Below are 19,404 nucleotides of genomic sequence, written 5' to 3'. Positions count from 1 at the left end.
TCAGCGTTTCTCGCACGAGGGGCTGAAAGCGCGGTAGGGCTCGTCGGGGGAGTAGCGCTCGTCGATGTCGAGGGTGAGCCCCGTCGCCGGGAACGCCCGCTGCCGGCAGTGCCCGCGCGGACAGGTCCGACACCCCGAACCGATGGGGGTCGCGGCGTCCGGGTTGAGTTCCAGCCCCCGGGAATAGACCAGTTTGTGGGCCTGATCCAGGTCACAGCCCAACCCGATCGCGAATTCCCGCGGCACCTCGCCGTACTCCCGCGTCCGGCTGCGGACGGTGCGCGCGATCCACAGGTAGGTGCGGCCGTCGGGCATGGAGGCGATCTGGCGGACGATGTGCCCCGGATTCTCGAACGCCCGGTGCACCACCCACAACGGGCAGGAACCGCCCGTGCGGGAGAAGTGGAAACCGGTCGCCGACTGTCGCTTCGAGATGTTCCCGGCCCGGTCGGTCCGGACGAAGAAGAAGGGGACACCCTCCCTGCCCGGACGCTGGAGGGTGGACAGCCGGTGGGCGGTCGTCTCGAATCCGGTCCCGAAGTGGGCGGCGATACGGTCGATGTCGTGGTCGCTGGTGCGCGCGGTCTCCAGGAACTCCGTGTACGGCATGACGACGGCCGCGGCGAAGTACTGGGCGAGGCCGAAACGGCCCAGTTCCCGGGATTCGGCGGTGGGCAGTTCAGGCGAATCCGCGAGCCGCGTCAGGAGGTCCCCGTGCACCAGGAACGCGAGTTGCAGGGCCAGCTCGAAGGTCTGCTGGGCCTCCGTGAGATCCGCCCGGAGCCGGACGGTCCGGGCACTGTCGTCGAAGATGCGCCGCGCACCGCGGTCGTGAGCGTTGAACCGAACCGTCACTCCGTGTGTCCCGTCGAGCAGCGCGGTCAGGCGCGTGAGTCGGAGCCCCGGGCGGCCCAGTGTCGCGGCGAACTCCTCCGCACGGTCATCGAGCTCCGGGATGTGGTTGCGGTGCGCGTAGAAGAAGTCGCGGACGTGCTCGTAAGCGGACGTGCTTCCTCCGGAAAGGGGGGGGGATTGTACCTTCAGAACCGATTCGGGGGTGGGGGAGGGGCTGGTTGGGTCGGCCGTTCCGGTGGCGGTGCCGCGGTGTGTGAGCCGCAGCATTCCCCGCGCGATCTCCGGGTGTCGTTCGGCGAATTCGACGAGCTCGGCATCGTCCACCCCGGATGTCCCGGTGAGCGTCAGGATGTCCTTCAGGTCGGCGACCATGCGCGAGTTGGAGTCCGGGGCGAAGTATGAGGCGTCGACGTTGAAGGCACGGACGAAGGCCATCAGGGCGGTGATGGTCAGTGGTCGCGCGTCATTCTCCAGCTGGTTGAGATAGCTGGTGGACAGGCCGATGTGTTTGGCCATCTCGGTCTGGGTGAGGCCTTCCGCCCGGCGCAGGGTCCGGATCCGTGCCCCCGCGTACATCTTCTCCATGGGTGTCACTTCCTGGTAAGGCGGCTGTGGCCTGACGTTTCCGCAAACTTTGCGGAAAGGCCGTTTACGTACCGCAGGATTATGCTGTTTCCGCAGCTTGGAGGGGTTGTGGACCACTGTATAGTCGGGCAACAAGATATCCGTTTCATACCTCCTAACGGGGGTGTGGCGGTGACTGACCATCCGAGACGCCGCAGCGCGCCGGCCCCGACCCCGTTAGGACAGAACATGGAGAACATCGAAGTCCGCACCCGCCGTTCCGCGGAGGAGTTCCCCCGCGGTGAACACCTCGCACAGCGGATCGCCGAAGTGGCGACCGACCCGGTGGAGGTTCCGGACGACACCCGGGAGATGATCATCAACCGGATCATCGACAACGCCGCGGTGTCCGCCGCCTCCGTCCTCCGCCGCCCCGTCAGCGTCGCCCGCAGGCAGGCCACCGCCCATCCCACGAACAAGGGGGGCGCCAGGGTCTTCGGTGTGCCGGGCACCTACTCCGCCGAGTGGGCCGCCCTGGCCAACGGCACCGCCGTCCGCGAACTCGACTTCCACGACACCTTCCTCGCCGCCGAGTACTCCCACCCCGGCGACAACATCCCGCCGATCGTCGCCGTCGCCCAGCACCGTGGCTCCACCGGCCATGACCTGATCCGCGGCATCGCCACCGGCTACGAGATCCAGGTCGACCTCGTCCGCGGCATGTGCCTCCACGAGCACAAGATCGACCACGTCGCTCATCTCGGCCCCTCCGTCGCCGCGGGCCTCGGAACCCTGCTGCACCTCGATGACGAGACCGTGTACCAGGCCATCGGCCAGGCGCTCCACACCACCACAGCGACCCGTCAGTCGCGCAAGGGCCTGATCTCCTCCTGGAAGGCCTTCGCCCCGGCGTTCGCCGGAAAGATGGCCATCGAATCCGTCGACCGCGCCATGCGCGGGGAGGGCGCACCCGCCCCGATCTGGGAAGGCGAGGACGGCGTCATCGCCTGGATGCTCGGTGGCCCCGAGGCCAGCTACACCATCCCGCTGCCCACCGCCGGTGAGGAGAAGCGCGCCATCCTCGACACCTTCACCAAGGAGCACTCCGCCGAGTACCAGTCCCAGGCGCCCATCGACCTGGCCCGCCGTATGCGGGAGCGGATCGGCGACCTCACCCGGGTGGAGAAGATCGAGCTGCACACCTCACACCACACCCACTACGTCATCGGCACCGGCTCCAACGATCCGCAGAAGTTCGACCCGGACGCCTCCCGTGAGACCCTCGACCACTCGATCATGTACATCTTCGCCGTGGCCCTCGAGGACGGCGACTGGCACCACGAGCGCTCCTACGCGCCCGAGCGTGCGCACCGCCCGGAGACCATCGAGCTGTGGCGGAAGATCTCGACCGTGGAGGACCCGGAGTGGACCCGTCGCTACCACGCCGAGGACCCCAACGAGAAGGCCTTCGGTTGCCGTGCCGAGGTCACGCTGAAGGACGGCACCGTCATCACGGACGAGCTCGCCATCGCCGACGCCCACCCGCTGGGCGCCCGCCCCTTCGCCCGCGAGCAGTACATCAACAAGTTCCGGACCCTCGCCGAGGGCGTGGTCCCCGCCGAGGAGCAGGATCGCTTCCTCGACGTCGTCCAGCGGCTCGACGACCTCGGCGCCGGCGAGCTCGACCAGCTCAACATCGAACTGACCGATGATGTGCTGGCCCGCGCACCCGAGACCCCGGAGGGGCTGTTCTAGATGACCAACCTGTTCTCCGCCGCACCCACCCCCACCGAACGGCGCAGGGCTTTCCGCGCGGGACTCGCGGGTGACCGCATCCAGCGGCTGCCCGGGGCGTTCTCCCCGCTGGTGGCCCGCGCCATCGCCGACGCCGGTTTCGAGGGCGTCTACGTCTCCGGCGCCGTCGTCGCCGCTGACCTGGCCCTTCCCGACATCGGACTGACCACCCTCACCGAGGTCGCCGGACGTGCACGGCAGATAGCCCGCGCCACGGAACTGCCCGTCCTCGTCGACGCCGACACCGGCTTCGGTGAGCCCATGTCCGCGGCCCGCACCGTCAGCGAACTCGAGGACGCCGGGATCGCGGGCTGCCACCTGGAGGACCAGGTCAACCCCAAGCGCTGCGGCCACCTCGACGGCAAGGAGGTCGTCCCGACGGACGTGATGGTGCGTCGGCTCGGTGCGGCGGTCTCCGCCCGGCGTGACGACAGCTTCGTCATCTGCGCCCGGACCGACGCCGCGGGTACCGAGGGGATCGACTCCGCCATCGAACGGGCGAAGGCCTACGCCGACGCCGGTGCGGACATGATCTTCACCGAGGCGCTCCGCACCCCGGCGGACTTCGAGAAGTTCCGGGCCGCCGTGGACATCCCACTGCTGGCCAACATGACCGAGTTCGGCAAGACCGAGTTGATCGGTGCCGAACTACTCGAGGACATCGGCTACAACGCGGTGATCTACCCGGTCACCACCCTCCGCATCGCGATGGGACAGGTCGAGGACGCCCTCGCCGACATCGCCGCGACGGGTACCCAGACCGGGTGGCTCGACCGGATGCAGCACCGCTCCCGGCTCTACGAGCTCCTGCGCTACGCCGAGTACAACGTCTTCGACCAGAAGCTGTTCACCTACCGCCGACCTCCGGGCGACTAGGTGGACGGGGCCGGTCCCGTTCCTGACATTTCGGGACCGGCCCACCCCACAGACTTTCCCGGACAACGCCGACACCAGCGACCCGGAAGCGACGCCGCGACCCAGACGGACGTCGATTAGTCCCCCAGCGTTCCCCCAGCTCACCTCCAAGGAGTATCCGTCATGTCCGAAAACACCCAGCCGACCATCCACAAGGGCCTCGGTGGCGTCGTCGTCGACTCCACCGCGGTGTCCAAGGTCGTCCCCGAAACCAACTCGCTCACCTACTGCGGCTACCCCGTGCAGGATCTCGCCGCGAACTGCAGCTTCGAGGAGGTGGCCTACCTCCTGTGGCACGGCGAACTGCCCACGCCGGAGCAGCTCAGGGAGTTCTCCGACCGCGAGCGCTCACTCCGCGACCTCGAGCCGGGTCTGGTTGACCTGGTCCGCGGACTCCCGACCACCTGTCACCCCATGGACGTGCTCCGCACCGCGGTGAGCTGGATCGGCACCCAGGACCCGGATGCCTACAGCCGCGATTCCGAGCACATCCGTGACAGTGGCATGCACCTGCTGGCCAAGCTGCCGACCATCGTCGCCCTGGACATGCGTCGCCGTCGTGGCCAGGAGTTCATCGCGCCGGACCCTGATCTGGGCTTCTCGGAGAACTTCCTCTCCATGGCGTTCGGCAGGGGAGAGGGCTCGCCCGCGATGAATCCCGAGGACATCCACGCCTTCGATGTGTCGATGATCCTCTACGCGGAGCACTCCTTCAACGCCTCCACCTTCACCGCCCGCGTCACCACGTCCACCATGTCGGACAGCTACTCCGCGATCACCGCCGCGATCGGGGCGCTCAAGGGCCCGTTGCACGGCGGCGCGAACGAGGCCGTCATGCACACGATGCTCGAGATCGGTGACCCCGCCAGGGCCGAACAGTGGGTCACCGACGCCCTGGCCAGGAAGGAGCTCATCATGGGCTTCGGGCACCGTGTGTACAAGAAGGGCGACTCCCGCGTGCCGACGATGGAGGCCGCGTTCAAGGCGCTCGCCGCGAACCACGACGGCGGGAAGTGGGTCGAGATGTACGACCGGATGGCCGCCACCGTCGACGAGGCGAAGGGAATGAAGCCGAACCTCGACTTCCCCTCCGGCCCGACCTACTACCTGCTCGGCTTCGAGGTCGAGTTCTTCACCCCGCTGTTCGTCATGGCGCGGATCACCGGGTGGATCGCGCACATCATCGAGCAGAGCGAGGACAACCGGCTGATCCGGCCCCTGTCGGCCTACCACGGTCACTCCCAGCGGGACGTCCCGGTTTCCGGAGCCGCCTGATCCCACAAGACCCGTCCCCACCATCCCGTTCTCGGTCGTCCGGGATGGTGGGGGCGCCCCAAACCACTGCGGGAGACGCCCGCCACTTGCTAGATTGAAAGTGTCCTGCGCCACTGTCGCTCCCGGCGGTGGCGCACCGTCATTCTCACCGGGGTGATGCCCCGGTGTCCCGCAGCCCGGTTCCGGCCCCGACCGACACAGGCGGGATCCGACCCGTTCCGTGATCCACAGTTCTAGTTCCAAGGAAGCAGACGAGATGCTGAAGAAGATACTGGTAGCCAACCGCGGTGAGATTGCGGTCCGGGCGTTCCGCGCCGCCTACGAGGTCGGTGCCGCCACCGTCGCGGTCTACCCGCAGGAGGACCGCAACTCCTTCCACCGGAGCCACGCCACCGAGGCCTACCTGATCGGCAAGGACGATTCTCCGGTCAAGGCCTACCTCAACATCGACGAGATGATCCGGGTGGCGAAGCTCTCCGGGGCCGACGCGATCTACCCGGGCTACGGTTTCCTCTCCGAGAACGCCCAGCTGGCGCGCGAGTGCGCGGAGAACGGCATCACGTTCATCGGACCATCCCCCGAGGTGCTCGACCTCACCGGCGACAAGTCGCAGGCCGTCGCCGCGGCCCGCCGCGCCGGGCTGCCCACCCTGAACGAGTCCCCGCCCACCGACGACATCGACGAGATCGTCCGCCAGGCGGAGGGACAGGAGTACCCGCTGTTCGTCAAGGCCGTCGCCGGAGGCGGCGGGCGCGGCATGCGCTTCATCGAGTCGCCCGACAAGCTCGCCGCTCTCGCCGCCGAGGCGTCCCGCGAGGCGATGAGCGCCTTCGGTGATTCCCGGGTGTACCTCGAGCGCGCGGTGATCAAACCGCAGCACATCGAGGTGCAGATCCTCGGCGACCACACCGGCGAGGTCGTCCACCTCTTCGAGCGCGACTGCTCGGTGCAGCGCCGCCACCAGAAGGTCGTCGAGATCGCCCCCGCGCAGCACATCACCCAGGAACAGCGCGAGGCCATCTGCGCCGACGCCGTGAAGTTCTGCCGGTCGATCAACTACACCGGGGCCGGCACCGTGGAGTTCCTCGTCGACGAGCAGGGCCGACACGTCTTCATCGAGATGAATCCCCGGATCCAGGTGGAGCACACCGTCACGGAGGAGGTCACCCTCGTCGATCTCGTCCGGGCCCAGCTGCAGCTCGCCGCGGGCGCGACGCTCAAGGAGCTCGGTCTGACCCAGGACCGTATCGAACTCAACGGCGCGGCCCTGCAGTGCCGTATCACCACCGAGGACCCGGGCAACGGATTCCGCCCCGACACCGGTATCGTCACCGCCTACCGATCGCCGGGCGGCGCGGGCGTGCGTCTCGACGGCGCGGCGCAGCTCGGCGGTGAGATCACCGCCCACTTCGACTCGATGCTGGTGAAGATGACCTGCCGCGGTGGCGATTTCGCCGCCGCGGTCACCCGCGCCCAGCGTGCGCTGGCTGAGTTCACCGTAGCGGGTGTCGCGACGAACATCGGTTTCCTCCGCGCACTGCTGCGGGAACCGGACTTCCAGAAGAAGCGGATCGACACGTCCTTCATCAACGAACACCCCTGGCTGCTCGCCGCCCCGCCCGCGGACAACGAGGCCGGCCGGGTGCTGAACTTCCTGGCGGACACCACCGTCAACCGTCCCCACGGTCCCCGCCCCGAGGCGCCGCTGCCGTCGGACAAGCTGCCCACCCTGGATCTCGACGCACCGCTGCCCGAGGGGTCCCGCGACCGGCTGCTGAAGCTCGGGCCGAAGGCCTTCGCCGAGCAGCTGCGCGCCCAGCGCGCCGTGGCGGTCACCGAGACGACCTTCCGCGATGCACACCAGTCCCTGCTCGCGACCCGGGTCCGCTCCAGTGCTCTGGTCGACGCCGCACGCCACGTCGCCCACTCCACCCCCGATCTCCTGTCCGTCGAGGCGTGGGGCGGAGCGACCTACGATGTCGCGATGCGTTTCCTCTTCGAGGATCCGTGGGAGCGGCTCGACCAGCTGCGCCGGGCGATGCCCAACGTGAATATCCAGATGCTTCTGCGCGGCCGCAACACCGTCGGCTACACGCCCTACCCGGACACCGTCTGCGACGCCTTCGTCGACGAGGCCGCGCGGAGCGGCGTCGACATCTTCCGCATCTTCGACGCACTCAACGACGTCTCCCAGATGCGTCCCGCGATCGACGCGGTCCTGTCCACCGGCACCGCCGTCGCGGAGGTCGCCATGGCCTACTCCGGTGACATGAGCAGTCCGAGGGAGAAGCTCTACACCCTCGACTACTACCTGAAGCTCGCGGAACAGATCGTGGAGTCCGGGGCCCACGTCCTCGCGATCAAGGACATGGCGGGTCTGCTGCGCCCGATCGCGGCGGCGAACCTCGTCTCCGCGCTGCGCAGTGAGTTCGACCTGCCGGTGCACGTGCACACCCACGACACCGCCGGTGGCCAGTTGGCCACCTACATCGCCGCGGTGACCGCGGGCGCCGACGCGATCGACGGCGCCTCGGCTCCGCTGTCCGGAACCACGTCCCAGCCGTCCCTGTCCGCGATCGTCGCAGCGTTCGAGAACACCCAGCACGACACCGGGCTCGACATGCGTGCGGTCTGTGACCTCGAGCCCTACTGGGAGGCCGTCCGCCGCGTCTACGCACCCTTCGAGTCCGGAACCCCCGGACCCACCGGGCGTGTCTACCACCACGAGATCCCCGGGGGTCAGTTGTCGAACCTCCGCGCCCAGGCCACGGCACTCGGGTTGGCCGACCGTTTCGAGCTCATCGAGGACAACTACGCCGCGGTGAACGAGATGCTCGGCCGCCCGACGAAGGTGACCCCGAGCTCCAAGGTCGTCGGTGACCTGGCGCTGCATCTCGTCGGTGCGGGCGTCGACCCGGCCGATTTCGTCGCGGATCCGCAGAGGTACGACATCCCCGACTCGGTGATCGCGTTCCTGCGTGGCGAGCTCGGCACCCCGCCCGGCGGCTGGCCCGAGCCGCTGCGCACCCGTGCCCTCGAGGGCCGTGCGGAGAAGCCCTCCACCCTCACCCCGGTCTCCGACGATGACGCGGCACTGCTCTCGGACGAGGATCCGATGGTCCGGCGCGCCACGCTCGACCGGCTGCTGTTCCCGGCTCCGGCGAAGGAACTCGCCGAGCACCGCCGCCTGCACGGTGACACCACCGTGCTCTGCGACAACCAGTTCTTCTACGGACTGGAGCACGGGGAGGAGATCACCGTCCGGCTTCGTACGGGTCAGGAGATCACCGTGCGTCTCGACGCCGTGTCCGAGGCGGACTCCAAGGGCATGTGCACCGTCGTCTGCACGGTCAACGGCCAGATCCGCCCGGTCCGCGTCCGCAACCGTGCCGTGAAGTCCGAGACTCCCGAGGCGGAGAAGGCCGACACCTCGAACCCGGGTCACGTCGCGGCCCCGTTCGCCGGCGTCGTCACCGTGAACGTGGAGGAGGGCGCGGCCGTCGCGGCCGGTGATCCGGTCGCCGTCATCGAGGCCATGAAGATGGAGGCCACCATCACCGCGCCGGTCGCCGGCACGATCAGTCGCGTCGTCCTCGGTGCCGCGGTCAAGGTGGAGGGCGGTGACCTGCTCGTGGTCATCGATCCGGCGGAGTAGACCCACCGCAGAGACCCACCCGGTGCGCCCTGTCCCTGACCGTCATCGTCGGGGACGGGGGCGCCCGTCTGTGCGGGATCGTGGTCATCAACCGGCGGATCTGTCCCCGAAAGGGAGGAAAGTGAACAGTTGAGACCCTAAATGTTCACCGGTGGTAGCCTCGTGAACACGTGACCGGATAACTGTTCGTTCATTGCTGAAGTGGAAGAGGCCGGACGGGTGTGGACATGGCCGAACGGGGATGGCCCGGTGTCCACATCCGTGAACGCCCCTGGAAGCCCCGCAACACCGATCTGTTGTCCACGCGCCGGCGCACACGGCTCCCCGCCACCTACCGGGAATCGGTGGTCCCGGATATCTCAGGTGCAACGCTCAGCCTTCCGACGGATCTGTTCGCCGAGATAGAGGCGGCGACCCTGGAGATCGTCCGCTTCGATGCCGCCCGGCACACCTCACCGCTGCCGTTCACCGCCCTGCTGCTCCGTAGCGAAGCCAGCGCTTCCTCACGGATGGAACGCCTGACCGTCTCGTCGCGGAAACTGGTCGAGGAAGAGATTTTCGGCACCGGTCAACCCGGCTCACGGGGCAACGCACCCGAGATCGTCGCCAACACCAGAGCCATGGAGCTGGCGTCCCGGACGGTCGATCCACTGAACCCCGGGACCATCCTCGAGATGCACCGCATACTGATGGAGCGCACCAACCCGGAGATCGCGGGCCTGTTCCGTGGTGAACCCGTGTGGATCGGTGGGTCGGATCACAGCCCCGCAGGTGCGGAATTCGTCGCCCCCGATAGTGCCACGGTCCCCGACCTCATCGACGATCTCTGTGCGTTCATGCGGCGGACGGATCTTCCGGCGCTGGCGAAGATCGTGGTGGCGCACGCCCAGTTCGAGACGATCCACCCGTTCGCCGACGGCAACGGCAGGACAGGGCGGGCGCTCGTCCATGTGCTGCTGCGCAATGCCGGTCTGACGGCGACCGCGGCGCTACCGCTCTCCGCGCGACTGCTCACGCGGGTCGCGGACTACTTCGCCGCCCTGACGGCCTATCGTGCAGGTGATCCCGAACCCGTCATCCGGTTGTTCACCACGTGTGCACGCCAGGCTGCTGAACTCGGTGTGGACACCGCCGCTGAACTCCGTTCCATACGTGACATCGAGTGGGAACCGATGCTCACCTCGCGGGCGGACGCCGCTGACCGGAAGATCTGCGATCTCCTGACCTCGCAACCGGTGGTCGACGTCACCACGGTGACGGACAACCTCGGCTGCACCGGGATCACCGCACGGCGGGCACTGTCGTCACTGGAGGAGGCGGGGATAGTCGTGGCGTACCAGATCGGGAAGCGACACCGGGCCTGGCGGGCGCCCGCCGTCCTGGAACTGATGGACGACGTCGCGGAGGGGATCGGACGCCGGCAGGCCGGCTAGTCCACCCAGTTCAGCGTCCGTTCCACCGCTTTGTGCCACCCCGCGTACAGGCTCTCCCGCTCGGTTTCCGGCATCTCCGGCTGATAGGTGCGCTCCTCCCGCCACAGCGTGCGGATCTCGTCGGTGGAGGAGTAGATCCCCGCGGCGAGTCCGGCGGCGTACGCCGCACCCAGAGCTGTGGTCTCGTGCACCGCGGGCACCGTCACCGGGACGCCCAGCTGGTCGGCCTGGAACTGCATGAGCAGTTCATTGGCCACCATTCCGCCGTCCACCCGCAGTGCGGTCAGCGGAACCCCGGAGTCGGCGTTCATCGCCTCCACGACCTCCCGGGTCTGGTAGGCCACGGCCTCGAGTGCCGCGCGGGCGATGTGTCCCTTGTTGTTGAAGCGGGTCAGGCCGGCGATCACGCCCCGGGCGTCGTCCCGCCAGTGCGGCGCCAGTAGCCCGGAGAACGCCGGGACGATGTAGCAGCCGCCGTTGTCGTCGACCGTTCGGGCCAGCCGCTCGACCTCCGGTGCGCTGCGGATGATCCCGAGATTGTCGCGCAGCCACTGCACCAGTGAACCCGTGACCGCGATCGAGCCCTCCAGGGCGAACACGGTGGGCTCGTCGCCGATCCTGTAGCAGACCGTCGAGATCAGCCCGTGCTCCGAGCGCTTGACCTCGGTGCCGGTGTTGAGCAGCAGGAAGTTCCCCGTGCCGTAGGTGTTCTTCGCCTCTCCCGGTTCGAGGCACGCCTGCCCGAACGTGGCCGCCTGCTGGTCGCCCAGGATTCCGCCGATCGGAACCCCGGAGAAGTCACCCGTGCGGGTCACCGTCCCCAGGTCGCCGGAGGACGGAACGATCTCCGGCAGCATCGACTCCGGTAGCTTGAGCGCCGCGCACAGCTCCGGGTCCCACGTCTGCGTCTCCAGATCCATCAGCATGGTGCGGGAGGCGTTGGTGACGTCGGTGATGTGCCGCTCGCCCCGGGTCAGGTTCCACACCAGCCACGTGTCCATCGTGCCGACGAGCAGCTCGCCGGATTCCGCGCGGGACCGCGCGCCGGGTACGTTGTCCAGGATCCAGGCGATCTTCGGTCCGGAGAAGTAGGTGGACACCGGAAGGCCGGTGCGGGTGAACAGGTCTGGGTCGAGTCCGGCGCAGATCTTCTTGGTGCGGGTGTCCTGCCAGACGATCGCGTTGTGGACCGGTGTGCCCGTCGCCGCGTCCCAGACGACGACGGTCTCCCGTTGGTTGGTGATGCCGAGTGTCGCGATGTCCCCGGGGTTCACGTCCGAGCGGGCGACGGCATCCGCGAGTACCCGACGGGTGTTCGCCCAGATCTCGGTCGGGTCGTGTTCGACCCAGCCCGCCCGGGGGAAGATCTGCCGGTGCTCGAGCTGCGATGTCGCGAGCGAGTTGCCCCGGGCGTCGAAGAGGATGCAGCGTGTCGACGTGGTGCCGTGGTCGAGTGCCGCGATGATCGCCGCGTCCCTCCGGTCGCGGTTCCGCTTGCGTTGGCTCCGGCCGGTGACCCGGCTGACCATCTCGCCGACCTCGCTCATCGCGCCACGGCCGGAACTCATCGGAGAGTCAGTCCGCGGAAGCCCCGGGCCCAGCGTTCGACGGTTCCGGTCCCCTCGATCACGCCGTCGCCCACGGACTTCGGGGGGAGGGTCGGGTCGTTGGGCAGCATTCTGTCCGGGGCGCCGGCGGGCAGAACCTCCAGACTCGCCTCGCCGTCCCCGTGGAGGGTGAGGGTGGCGAGGGCGAGCATGAACACCGAGGTCTGCTCGCAGATCGCCCACGTGTAGGCCCGGTCGGCCGTCCAGTCCGCGCGAGCCCGGTCGACGAAATCCGGCTCCACGGGTCTCCCGAACACCTCACCGAGCGCCGGGCGGTCGTCGATACGGTCGTCGTCGTGCAGGGGGCGGGCGTAGAACCTGCCGCCGTTGATCTCCATCGGTTCCATGCGTCCCAGTCTACGGAAGGACCCACCCGGGAGAACGAGGTTTCCGGGAAGTGGAGGCCCTATTCCCCGCGGTCTCCGCCGGGGCGACGGTTGCGGCGCTCGAGCTGCCGTAGTGTCGGTGTGTACCAGCTGTCGGGACCGACGTTGAGGATGAACAGTGCGATGGCGCTGAGTGCCCACACCACCAGTGGCGCCGGGCTCTCCGTCGCGGCGATGGCGGTAATGCAGACCACGCCGATGGCGAGGAAGATCCCGATCCGGGTGCGGAGCCCGGACACGCGGCCGGATGCCGGACGTGCGGTGACGTGCTCCGTGGAACGTTGGGCGTCGCCGCGGGCGGGTAGATCGGCGAGGATGATCTCCAGATCGCTGGCCGTCCGACAGCCGGGTACAGCGGCGGACCGTTCCTCGAAATCGGAGATCGTGAGGTGGCCCGTCTCGAGGTATCCGGCGAGCAGATCCAGAGCCCTGGCGCGGTCCTCGTCACCGATTCGGGTCTCCCGTGACGGGGGAACGAGACTGGGAGCGGGTGACTGTCTGGGAACATCGTGATCCATGGGTCCAGTGTAACGCTGAGTGGTGGATGTGAATGGGGAACGCCCCTCCGGGAATCCGGGAGAGGCGTTTGTGCTGGAGCGGGGAAGTGCTACTTGATCTCCATCAGGACGGCGCCCTTGTTGACGCCGGCGCCGGCTTCACAGTCGAGGCCGGTGACCGTGCCGGACTTGTGTGCCTTGACCGGGTTCTCCATCTTCATGGCCTCGAGGACCACGACGGTGTCGCCCTCGTTGACCTCCTGGCCCTCCTCGACGTTCACCTTGATGACGGTGCCCTGCATGGGGGCCGCGACCGCATCGCCGGAGACGGCCTTCTTCGCACCGCCGGCGCGGCGCTTCTTGGCCTTCTTCTTGGCGGCGCCACCACCGAGCGCGAGATCGCCGGGCAGGGCGACCTCCACGCGACGGCCGTTGATCTCGACGACGACCTTCTTGGCGGGGACCGACTCGTCCTCGTCCTCCGCGTCGGCGGGATCGACGAACGGCTCGATGGTGTTCTCCCACTCCTCCTCGATCCACTTGGTGTAGACGTCGAAGCCCTCTTCGTCACCGACGAAGGCGGGGTTCTCGACCATGTGACGGTGGAAGGGGAGAGCGGTGGGAAGACCCTCGATCACGTACTCGGCAAGAGCACGACGCGAGCGTTCGAGCGCCTCGGTGCGGGTCTCGCCGAAGACGATGAGCTTGGCGAGCATGGAGTCGAACTGGCCGCCGATGACCGATCCCTCCACGATGCCGGAGTCCATCCGGACGCCCGGGCCCGAGGGCTCGACGTACTTCGTGACCTTGCCGGGGGCCGGCATGAAGTTGTTTCCGGCGTCCTCGCCGTTGATGCGGAACTCGAAGGCGTGGCCACGCGGCTTCGGGTCCTCCTTCAGGTGCAGCTCGGCGCCCTCGGCGATGCGGAACTGCTCGCGCACCAGATCCAGGCCGGTGGTTGCCTCGGTGACGGGGTGCTCGACCTGGAGACGGGTGTTGACCTCGAGGAAGGAGATCAGGCCGTCGGCGCCGACGAGGTACTCGACGGTACCGGCACCGTAGTAGCCGGCCTCGCGGCAGATGGCCTTCGCGGACTCGTGCAGGCGGCTACGCTGATCATCGGTCAGGAAGGGGGCGGGGGCCTCCTCGATGACCTTCTGGAACCGGCGCTGGAGGGAGCAGTCACGGGTGCCGGCGACGATGACGTTGCCGTGCTGGTCAGCGAGGACCTGGCACTCCACGTGGCGGGCCTTGTCCAGGTAACGTTCCACGAAGCACTCGCCGCGACCGAATGCGGCGGTGGCCTCACGGGTCGCGGAGTCGAAGAGATCGGCGACCTCCTCCATCTCGTAGGCGACCTTCATGCCGCGTCCGCCGCCGCCGAAGGCGGCCTTGATCGCGATCGGCAGGCCGTGCTCCTCGGCGAAGGCGACACATTCCTCGGCGTTCTTGACCGGTTCCTTGGTGCCCGGCGCCATGGGGGCGTTGGCCTTCAGTGCGATGTGACGTGCGGTGACCTTGTCGCCGAGGTCACGGATGGACTGCGGTGAGGGGCCGATCCAGATGAGTCCGGCGTCGATGACGGCCTGCGCGAACTCACCGTTCTCGGAGAGGAAGCCGTAGCCCGGGTGAATGGCGTCCGCGCCGGACTTCTTGGCGGCGTCCAGGATCTTGTCGAAGACGAGGTAGGACTCGGCGGAGTTCTGTCCGCCGAGGGCAAAGGCCTCGTCTGCCATGGTCACGAACGGCGCGTCCGCGTCCGGCTCAGCGTAGACGGCGACGCTGGCGATGCCTGCGTCCCGGGCGGCCCGGAAAACGCGGATGGCGATCTCACCGCGGTTGGCCACCAGAACCTTGGTGATCTTCTTCGTCTCGACGGTCACTGAAAACACTCCTGATAGATTGCTGCGCCACCGACGAGCGCACCCCGACGGGGGCGGGCGTGGGCGGGCCTGACATTTTTACCGTTGGATTCGGCTGTGACGCGTAGCAGACACGTCACGGTCGAATTTCGGGATACCCCACATTCTTGCACAATATGGGGCCTGCTTTGGGCCGGAATACTGTATCTGGGGTAGCTTTTCCGTCACTTCGGGGGGAGGGGGTGATGGTGGGCGTCGTGTGAACAGCGGAGTTGAACGCTGTTCATTTACGGGTGGGGGCACCGGGGGTGGCGTTCGGGGCTTCCCCCGGCTCCGCACCCACTGCAATCGGCATCCGAACCATGTTGCCCCACTCGATCCAGGAGCCGTCGTAGTTGCGCACCGATTCGAAACCGAGCAGGTGCTTCAGGACGAACCAGGTGTGGGCGCTGCGATCGCCGACACGGCAGTACACGATCGTCGGTTCCTTCGGATCGAGACCCGAGTAGATCTCCTCCAGTTCCTCGCGGGACCGGAAGCGGCTGTTCGGGTGGACGGACCGGGTCCACTGGATGTTCACCGCAGTCGGGATGTGGCCGTCGCGCATGACGAATTCCCAGGGGGCCGAATCCGCGGGGACCGGTTCGCCGGTGTACTCGGCGGGGGAGCGGACATCGACGAGGGGACCGGTTCCGATCTGCGCGAGGGTGTCGTCCACGAAGGCGCGGAACTCCGACTCCCTGCGTTCCGGAACGGGGTAGTCGGTGCGGGGGTATTCCGGGACGACGTAGGAGGTCTCCCGTTCCTCGGCCATCCAGGCGTCCCGTCCACCGTTGAGGAGGCGGACATCGGGGTGTCCGTAGAGCTCGAACACCCACAGGGTGAAACTCGCCCACCAGTTGGAGCGGTCTCCGTAGATGACCACCGTGTCGTCCCTGGATATTCCCTTGGACCGCATCAGCTCGGCGAAGGCCTCCGGGCTGATGAAATCGCGCTGGACGGGATCGTTCAGTTCCCGACGCCAGTCGATCCGGATCGCCCCCGGGATGTGTCCGATGTCGTAGAGGAGCAGATCCTCATCGGACTCGACGACCTTGAGTCCCCTGCCGCCCAGGCGGGCGCTCAGCCATGCGGCCTCGACGAGACGATCCGGGTGGGCGTAGCCCTGCTTCTCCTGTGACCCGGGGGTGGCGGTCGGCGGGTTCTGATCGGATGCTGCGGACATCGGTTCCTCTTCTTCGTGGCTCTCGGATGCGGCAAACGGCGGAGGTCGCCGGATGTTGAGCGCTGTGTGGCGCACGTCTGGACCAAGCATATTATGTCGTGCAGCTCACGGCACGCGGGTGGAGGTGGTGTGGGCTTAGTTACGTTGTCTCCGCAACCCCGGTGCAGCCCCCCGATCTGACATAGCCTTGAGGAATCCGGGGGAGCGTCGGGCCGGGTTCCGGGACACCGGAAAACGGAGCGGCGCAACCACGGGCACATTATCCCGCACCAACTGAAACACCCGAAGAAACAAGGAGAAATTACGTGCACAAGAGCATCGTCGTTTTCGAGGTAGAAGGCGGCTCCGACAAGTTCATCGACGGCCACCGCAAGGACACCATGCCCATCGTCCGCGCCATCCGCGAGAAGGGATGGGACGCGGAGGTCGTCTTCTACCGCCCGGAGTGGGCCGATGCCCTCTTCGAGTACGTGTCGAACAACTTCGACGCCTACATCTCGCGCGTCAACCCCGGGAACATCCCCGGTGGCGAGCGCGGCTACTTCGATCTTCTGACCCGGCTGTCCGATGAGGCCGGTCTCGTGGGCATGTCCCGCCCTGACGAGATGATGTCCTACGGCGCCAAGGACGCGCTCGTGAAGCTCGCCGACACCGATCTCGTCCCCGAGGACACCTACGCGTACTACGACGTCGAGAACTTCCACGCAACGTTCCCGTCCTCCCTGTCCTACGGTGAGCGCGTGCTCAAGCAGAACCGCGGTTCCACCGGATCCGGGATCTGGCGTGTGCAGCTCGTCGACAAGGAGCTCGCCGCCTCCGTCGAACCCGGAACGTCCCTGCCCCTCGACACCAAGCTCAAGTGCACCGAGGCCGTGGACAACCACACCGAGGTCCGTGAGCTCGGCGAGTTCATGGACTTCTGCGACCAGTACATCATCGGCGACAACGGCATGCTCGTTGACATGCGCTTCATGCCGCGCATCGTCGAGGGCGAGATCCGCATCCTCCTGGTCGGACCCCACCCCGTCTTCGTCGTGCACAAGAAGCCCGCCGCCGGCGGCGACAACTTCTCCGCGACCCTGTTCTCCGGTGCGAAGTACACCTACGACAAGCCGGAGGCGTGGCAGGAGCTCATCGACCAGTTCTCCGCGGCCCGCCCCGTCATCGCCGAGAAGCTGGGTGGCGACAACATTCCGCTGATCTGGACCGCCGACTTCATGCTCGCCGACGGTGTCGGCGGCGGCGACGATTACGTCCTGGGTGAGATCAACTGCTCCTGCGTCGGGTTCACCTCCGAGCTGGACATGGGGATCCAGGAACTCGTCGCCGAAGAGGCCATCAAGCGTGTCGAGGACAAGAACCGCGCCTGACACCCCGGGTGACGGAAAAGAACACCCACCGACGCTCTCGCGTCGGTGGGTGTTCTTTTCCTGACCCTGTCAGGGGCCGAGAAGCGTGGCCACGCTCTCCGGATCACAGTCGGAGAGCAGTGCACGGCACCGGTCGTACTCGTCGTCCTCGCCGATCAGACGGGCCGCGCGCGCGAGAGCGGCGATGGCCCGCAGCACGCCCCGGTTCGGTTCGTGTGCGTAGGGTACCGGGCCGAATCCCTTCCACCCGTTACCACGGAGCCTGTCGAGTCCGCGGTGGTATCCGGTACGCGACAACGCGTAGGCGGTGATCGCGTCCACATCGGACACTGAGTCGGTGGCGGTCGTGGCCAGCGCATGTTCCGCGAGCACGGCCCAGACCAGGGGGGACTCCGGTTGTTCCCGCGCCTTCGCCGCGAGAACCGAGATGTCGTCCGGGGCGTCGGCGACCGCGGCCGCGGCAGGATCGTCGGGGAGCGTGACGGGCGGTGGGGCGAGCATGTCCTTGAACTGATTCATGCCGCCAACACTACGTGGTGGGGCCATCCCGATGCGGCGCACCGTGATGATCCCGTCTAACTGGAGCCCTGTTGGGGGACCATCGCGGCGGGAGCACCCCCGGCGTCCCCGCGCATCCGCTCGAGCGAATCATCCAGATAGATCGACTGCACGGTTCTTCCGCTGTACCCGAAGATCCACACCAGGTTCAGCTGCTCCTCCGCGAGGTAGACGGCGTACCTTCCCCCGCTCGAGGATCCGTACCCGTGGACCGGCCGTCCGTAGGCGGCGGTCGCCTCCGCCAGGCTCGATCCCCCGCGGATGCCCTCGGGGGTGTGCGGCATTCCGATGCGGGTGATCACCGACCCGTCATCGACGTAGTACTCTGCTCCACCGAAGTCGTAGCGGATCCGCGCATCACCGGTCTCGAGGTACACCGAGATGCCTGTCTCGGGGAAATCGTCGTTCAGCGCCCGCACCTGAACGAGGGACTGTCCGATGGTGATGCCGTTGACGCGCACGCCCCCGAGGTCGTCCGTGACGATGACGGCGGATACGCCCGGGACCGGGGAACCCGTCGATCCGATCCCGGCGGCGGGGGACCCTGTGAGGAGCTGAGCGACGAGCGTCAGTACCGCACCGAGTGCACCGAGGAGAGCCAGGAACTGCTGCATGGGTCCGAGCCTAACAATCCCGACGGTACGCTGCACCGAATGTTCCGCCGGGCACCCCTTCCGTACTTCTCCGTCAGTTCATCCTGACGTGGCTGATGCGGACCTCCTCGGCGGGGGCACCGTCCGCGGCGCCGCCGACCGCGCCCTTCCCGGCGATCTCCGCGAGTACCTTCATCCCCTCGGGCTCCACGGTGCCGAACATCGTGTAGCTCGGGGGCAGCGGGGAGTCGTCGTAGTTCATGAAGAACTGTGATCCGTTGGTTCCCGGGCCCGCATTCGCCATCGCCAGGACCCCGGCCGCGTACGTGGGTGACTCGCCCGAGCCGACAGGGTACTCGTCGGCGTAGGTGAACCCCGGTCCGCCGGTTCCCGTCCCGGTGGGATCCCCGCACTGCAGCACGTAGATACCCGATGTGGTGATCCGGTGACAGATGGTGTCGTCGTAGTAGCCCACCCGGGCGAGATGGGAGATCGCGTTGACCGTGCACGGCGCGCGGTCACCGTCCAGGCTGACCGGAATCTCACCGGCGCTGGTCTCCAGAGTCATGGAGACCGTGCCGCCCTCCGGCTCCGACGGGGGCAGGGCCACGTCCTTCGCCGCCGCCCGTGAGACCGTGTACTCACACGCCGTGGTCGCCGATCCCGGCGTGTCGTCGGTGGTTGCGGGATCCGGGCCGCCGGCTGAACCGCAGGCCGTGACACAGAATGCCGTGGCGGCGAGAATACCGGATAGGACTGTCCTGGTGTTGTTCATACCCGGAGTTTAGCCGCCGGTGACCCGGGCGGGTGAACCA

15 protein-coding genes are annotated in these 19,404 nt (G+C 67.5%); 6 read left to right on the top strand and 9 right to left on the bottom strand.

The features are described from left to right. The gene (locus tag KRX55_RS02810; RefSeq protein WP_218406330.1) at positions 1–1,440 is read right to left on the bottom strand and encodes a short-chain fatty acyl-CoA regulator family protein; all 1,440 of its coding nucleotides are present in this window, start codon (positions 1,438–1,440) and stop codon (positions 1–3) included. 228 nt (positions 1,441–1,668) lie between these two features. Here KRX55_RS02810 and prpD point away from each other — a divergent pair, with 228 nt between their 5' ends. From prpD to KRX55_RS02785, 5 genes are all read left to right on the top strand, one after another. Next, complete coding sequence (gene prpD, locus KRX55_RS02805) at positions 1,669–3,174, top strand: 2-methylcitrate dehydratase PrpD (protein ID WP_200255889.1); 1,506 nt, start codon at positions 1,669–1,671, stop codon at positions 3,172–3,174. Next, entirely contained in the window at positions 3,175–4,089 is a 915-nt protein-coding gene (gene prpB, locus KRX55_RS02800) for a methylisocitrate lyase (RefSeq protein ID WP_218406329.1), read from the top strand. Positions 4,090–4,251: 162 nt separating this feature from the next. Then, positions 4,252–5,403 carry a bifunctional 2-methylcitrate synthase/citrate synthase gene (locus tag KRX55_RS02795; RefSeq protein ID WP_218406328.1) on the top strand — a complete coding sequence of 384 codons (1,152 nt, stop codon included), beginning with the start codon at positions 4,252–4,254 and terminating at the stop codon, positions 5,401–5,403. 256 nt (positions 5,404–5,659) lie between these two features. Beyond that, the gene (locus KRX55_RS02790; protein WP_218406327.1) at positions 5,660–9,058 is read left to right on the top strand and encodes a pyruvate carboxylase; all 3,399 of its coding nucleotides are present in this window, start codon (positions 5,660–5,662) and stop codon (positions 9,056–9,058) included. 227 nt (positions 9,059–9,285) lie between these two features. Beyond that, a complete protein-coding gene (locus KRX55_RS02785) occupies positions 9,286–10,491 on the top strand; it encodes a Fic family protein (protein WP_218406326.1) in 1,206 nt (401 codons plus the stop codon). Here the strand turns inward: KRX55_RS02785 and glpK are convergent. The 5 genes from glpK to KRX55_RS02760 form a co-directional block, all read right to left on the bottom strand. Next, the gene (gene glpK / locus KRX55_RS02780) at positions 10,488–12,020 is read right to left on the bottom strand and encodes a glycerol kinase GlpK (RefSeq protein ID WP_218406496.1); all 1,533 of its coding nucleotides are present in this window, start codon (positions 12,018–12,020) and stop codon (positions 10,488–10,490) included. The genes KRX55_RS02785 and glpK overlap by 4 nt on opposite strands. A 35-nt stretch (positions 12,021–12,055) precedes the next feature. Next, on the bottom strand, positions 12,056–12,445 hold the full coding sequence (locus tag KRX55_RS02775) for a hypothetical protein (RefSeq protein ID WP_218406325.1): 390 nt from the start codon (positions 12,443–12,445) through the stop codon (positions 12,056–12,058). A 59-nt stretch (positions 12,446–12,504) separates the two neighbouring features. Continuing rightward, positions 12,505–13,002 (bottom strand): DUF1707 SHOCT-like domain-containing protein, encoded by a 498-nt coding sequence (locus KRX55_RS02770; RefSeq protein WP_218406324.1) that lies wholly within the window; start codon positions 13,000–13,002, stop codon positions 12,505–12,507. Positions 13,003–13,091: 89 nt separating this feature from the next. Continuing rightward, the gene (locus KRX55_RS02765; RefSeq protein WP_218406323.1) at positions 13,092–14,864 is read right to left on the bottom strand and encodes an acetyl/propionyl/methylcrotonyl-CoA carboxylase subunit alpha; all 1,773 of its coding nucleotides are present in this window, start codon (positions 14,862–14,864) and stop codon (positions 13,092–13,094) included. 262 nt (positions 14,865–15,126) lie between these two features. Then, complete coding sequence (locus tag KRX55_RS02760; RefSeq protein WP_218406322.1) at positions 15,127–16,068, bottom strand: sulfurtransferase; 942 nt, start codon at positions 16,066–16,068, stop codon at positions 15,127–15,129. A 305-nt stretch (positions 16,069–16,373) separates the two neighbouring features. Between KRX55_RS02760 and KRX55_RS02755 the strand changes: the two genes are divergently transcribed. Further along, positions 16,374–17,438 (top strand): Cj0069 family protein, encoded by a 1,065-nt coding sequence (locus KRX55_RS02755; protein WP_218406321.1) that lies wholly within the window; start codon positions 16,374–16,376, stop codon positions 17,436–17,438. Positions 17,439–17,507: 69 nt separating this feature from the next. Here KRX55_RS02755 and KRX55_RS02750 read toward each other — a convergent pair whose 3' ends face one another. The 3 genes from KRX55_RS02750 to KRX55_RS02740 all read right to left on the bottom strand — a co-directional run bounded on the left by KRX55_RS02750 (position 17,508) and on the right by KRX55_RS02740 (position 19,364). After that, entirely contained in the window at positions 17,508–17,957 is a 450-nt protein-coding gene (locus KRX55_RS02750; protein ID WP_218406320.1) for a DUF3151 domain-containing protein, read from the bottom strand. A 56-nt stretch (positions 17,958–18,013) separates the two neighbouring features. Further along, positions 18,014–18,610: a hypothetical protein gene (locus KRX55_RS02745; protein WP_218406319.1), complete on the bottom strand. Its 597-nt coding sequence runs from the start codon at positions 18,608–18,610 to the stop codon at positions 18,014–18,016. Between the two features lie 73 nt (positions 18,611–18,683). Next, complete coding sequence (locus KRX55_RS02740) at positions 18,684–19,364, bottom strand: peptidylprolyl isomerase (protein WP_218406318.1); 681 nt, start codon at positions 19,362–19,364, stop codon at positions 18,684–18,686. Between the last annotated feature and the right edge of the window lie 40 nt (positions 19,365–19,404).

The sequence above is a fragment of the Corynebacterium sp. TAE3-ERU16 genome (assembly GCF_019209935.1).
In the GTDB taxonomy this organism is placed as follows: Bacteria; Actinomycetota; Actinomycetes; order Mycobacteriales; family Mycobacteriaceae; genus Corynebacterium; species Corynebacterium antarcticum.
This window is presented reverse-complemented; position numbering and strand designations above follow the sequence as displayed.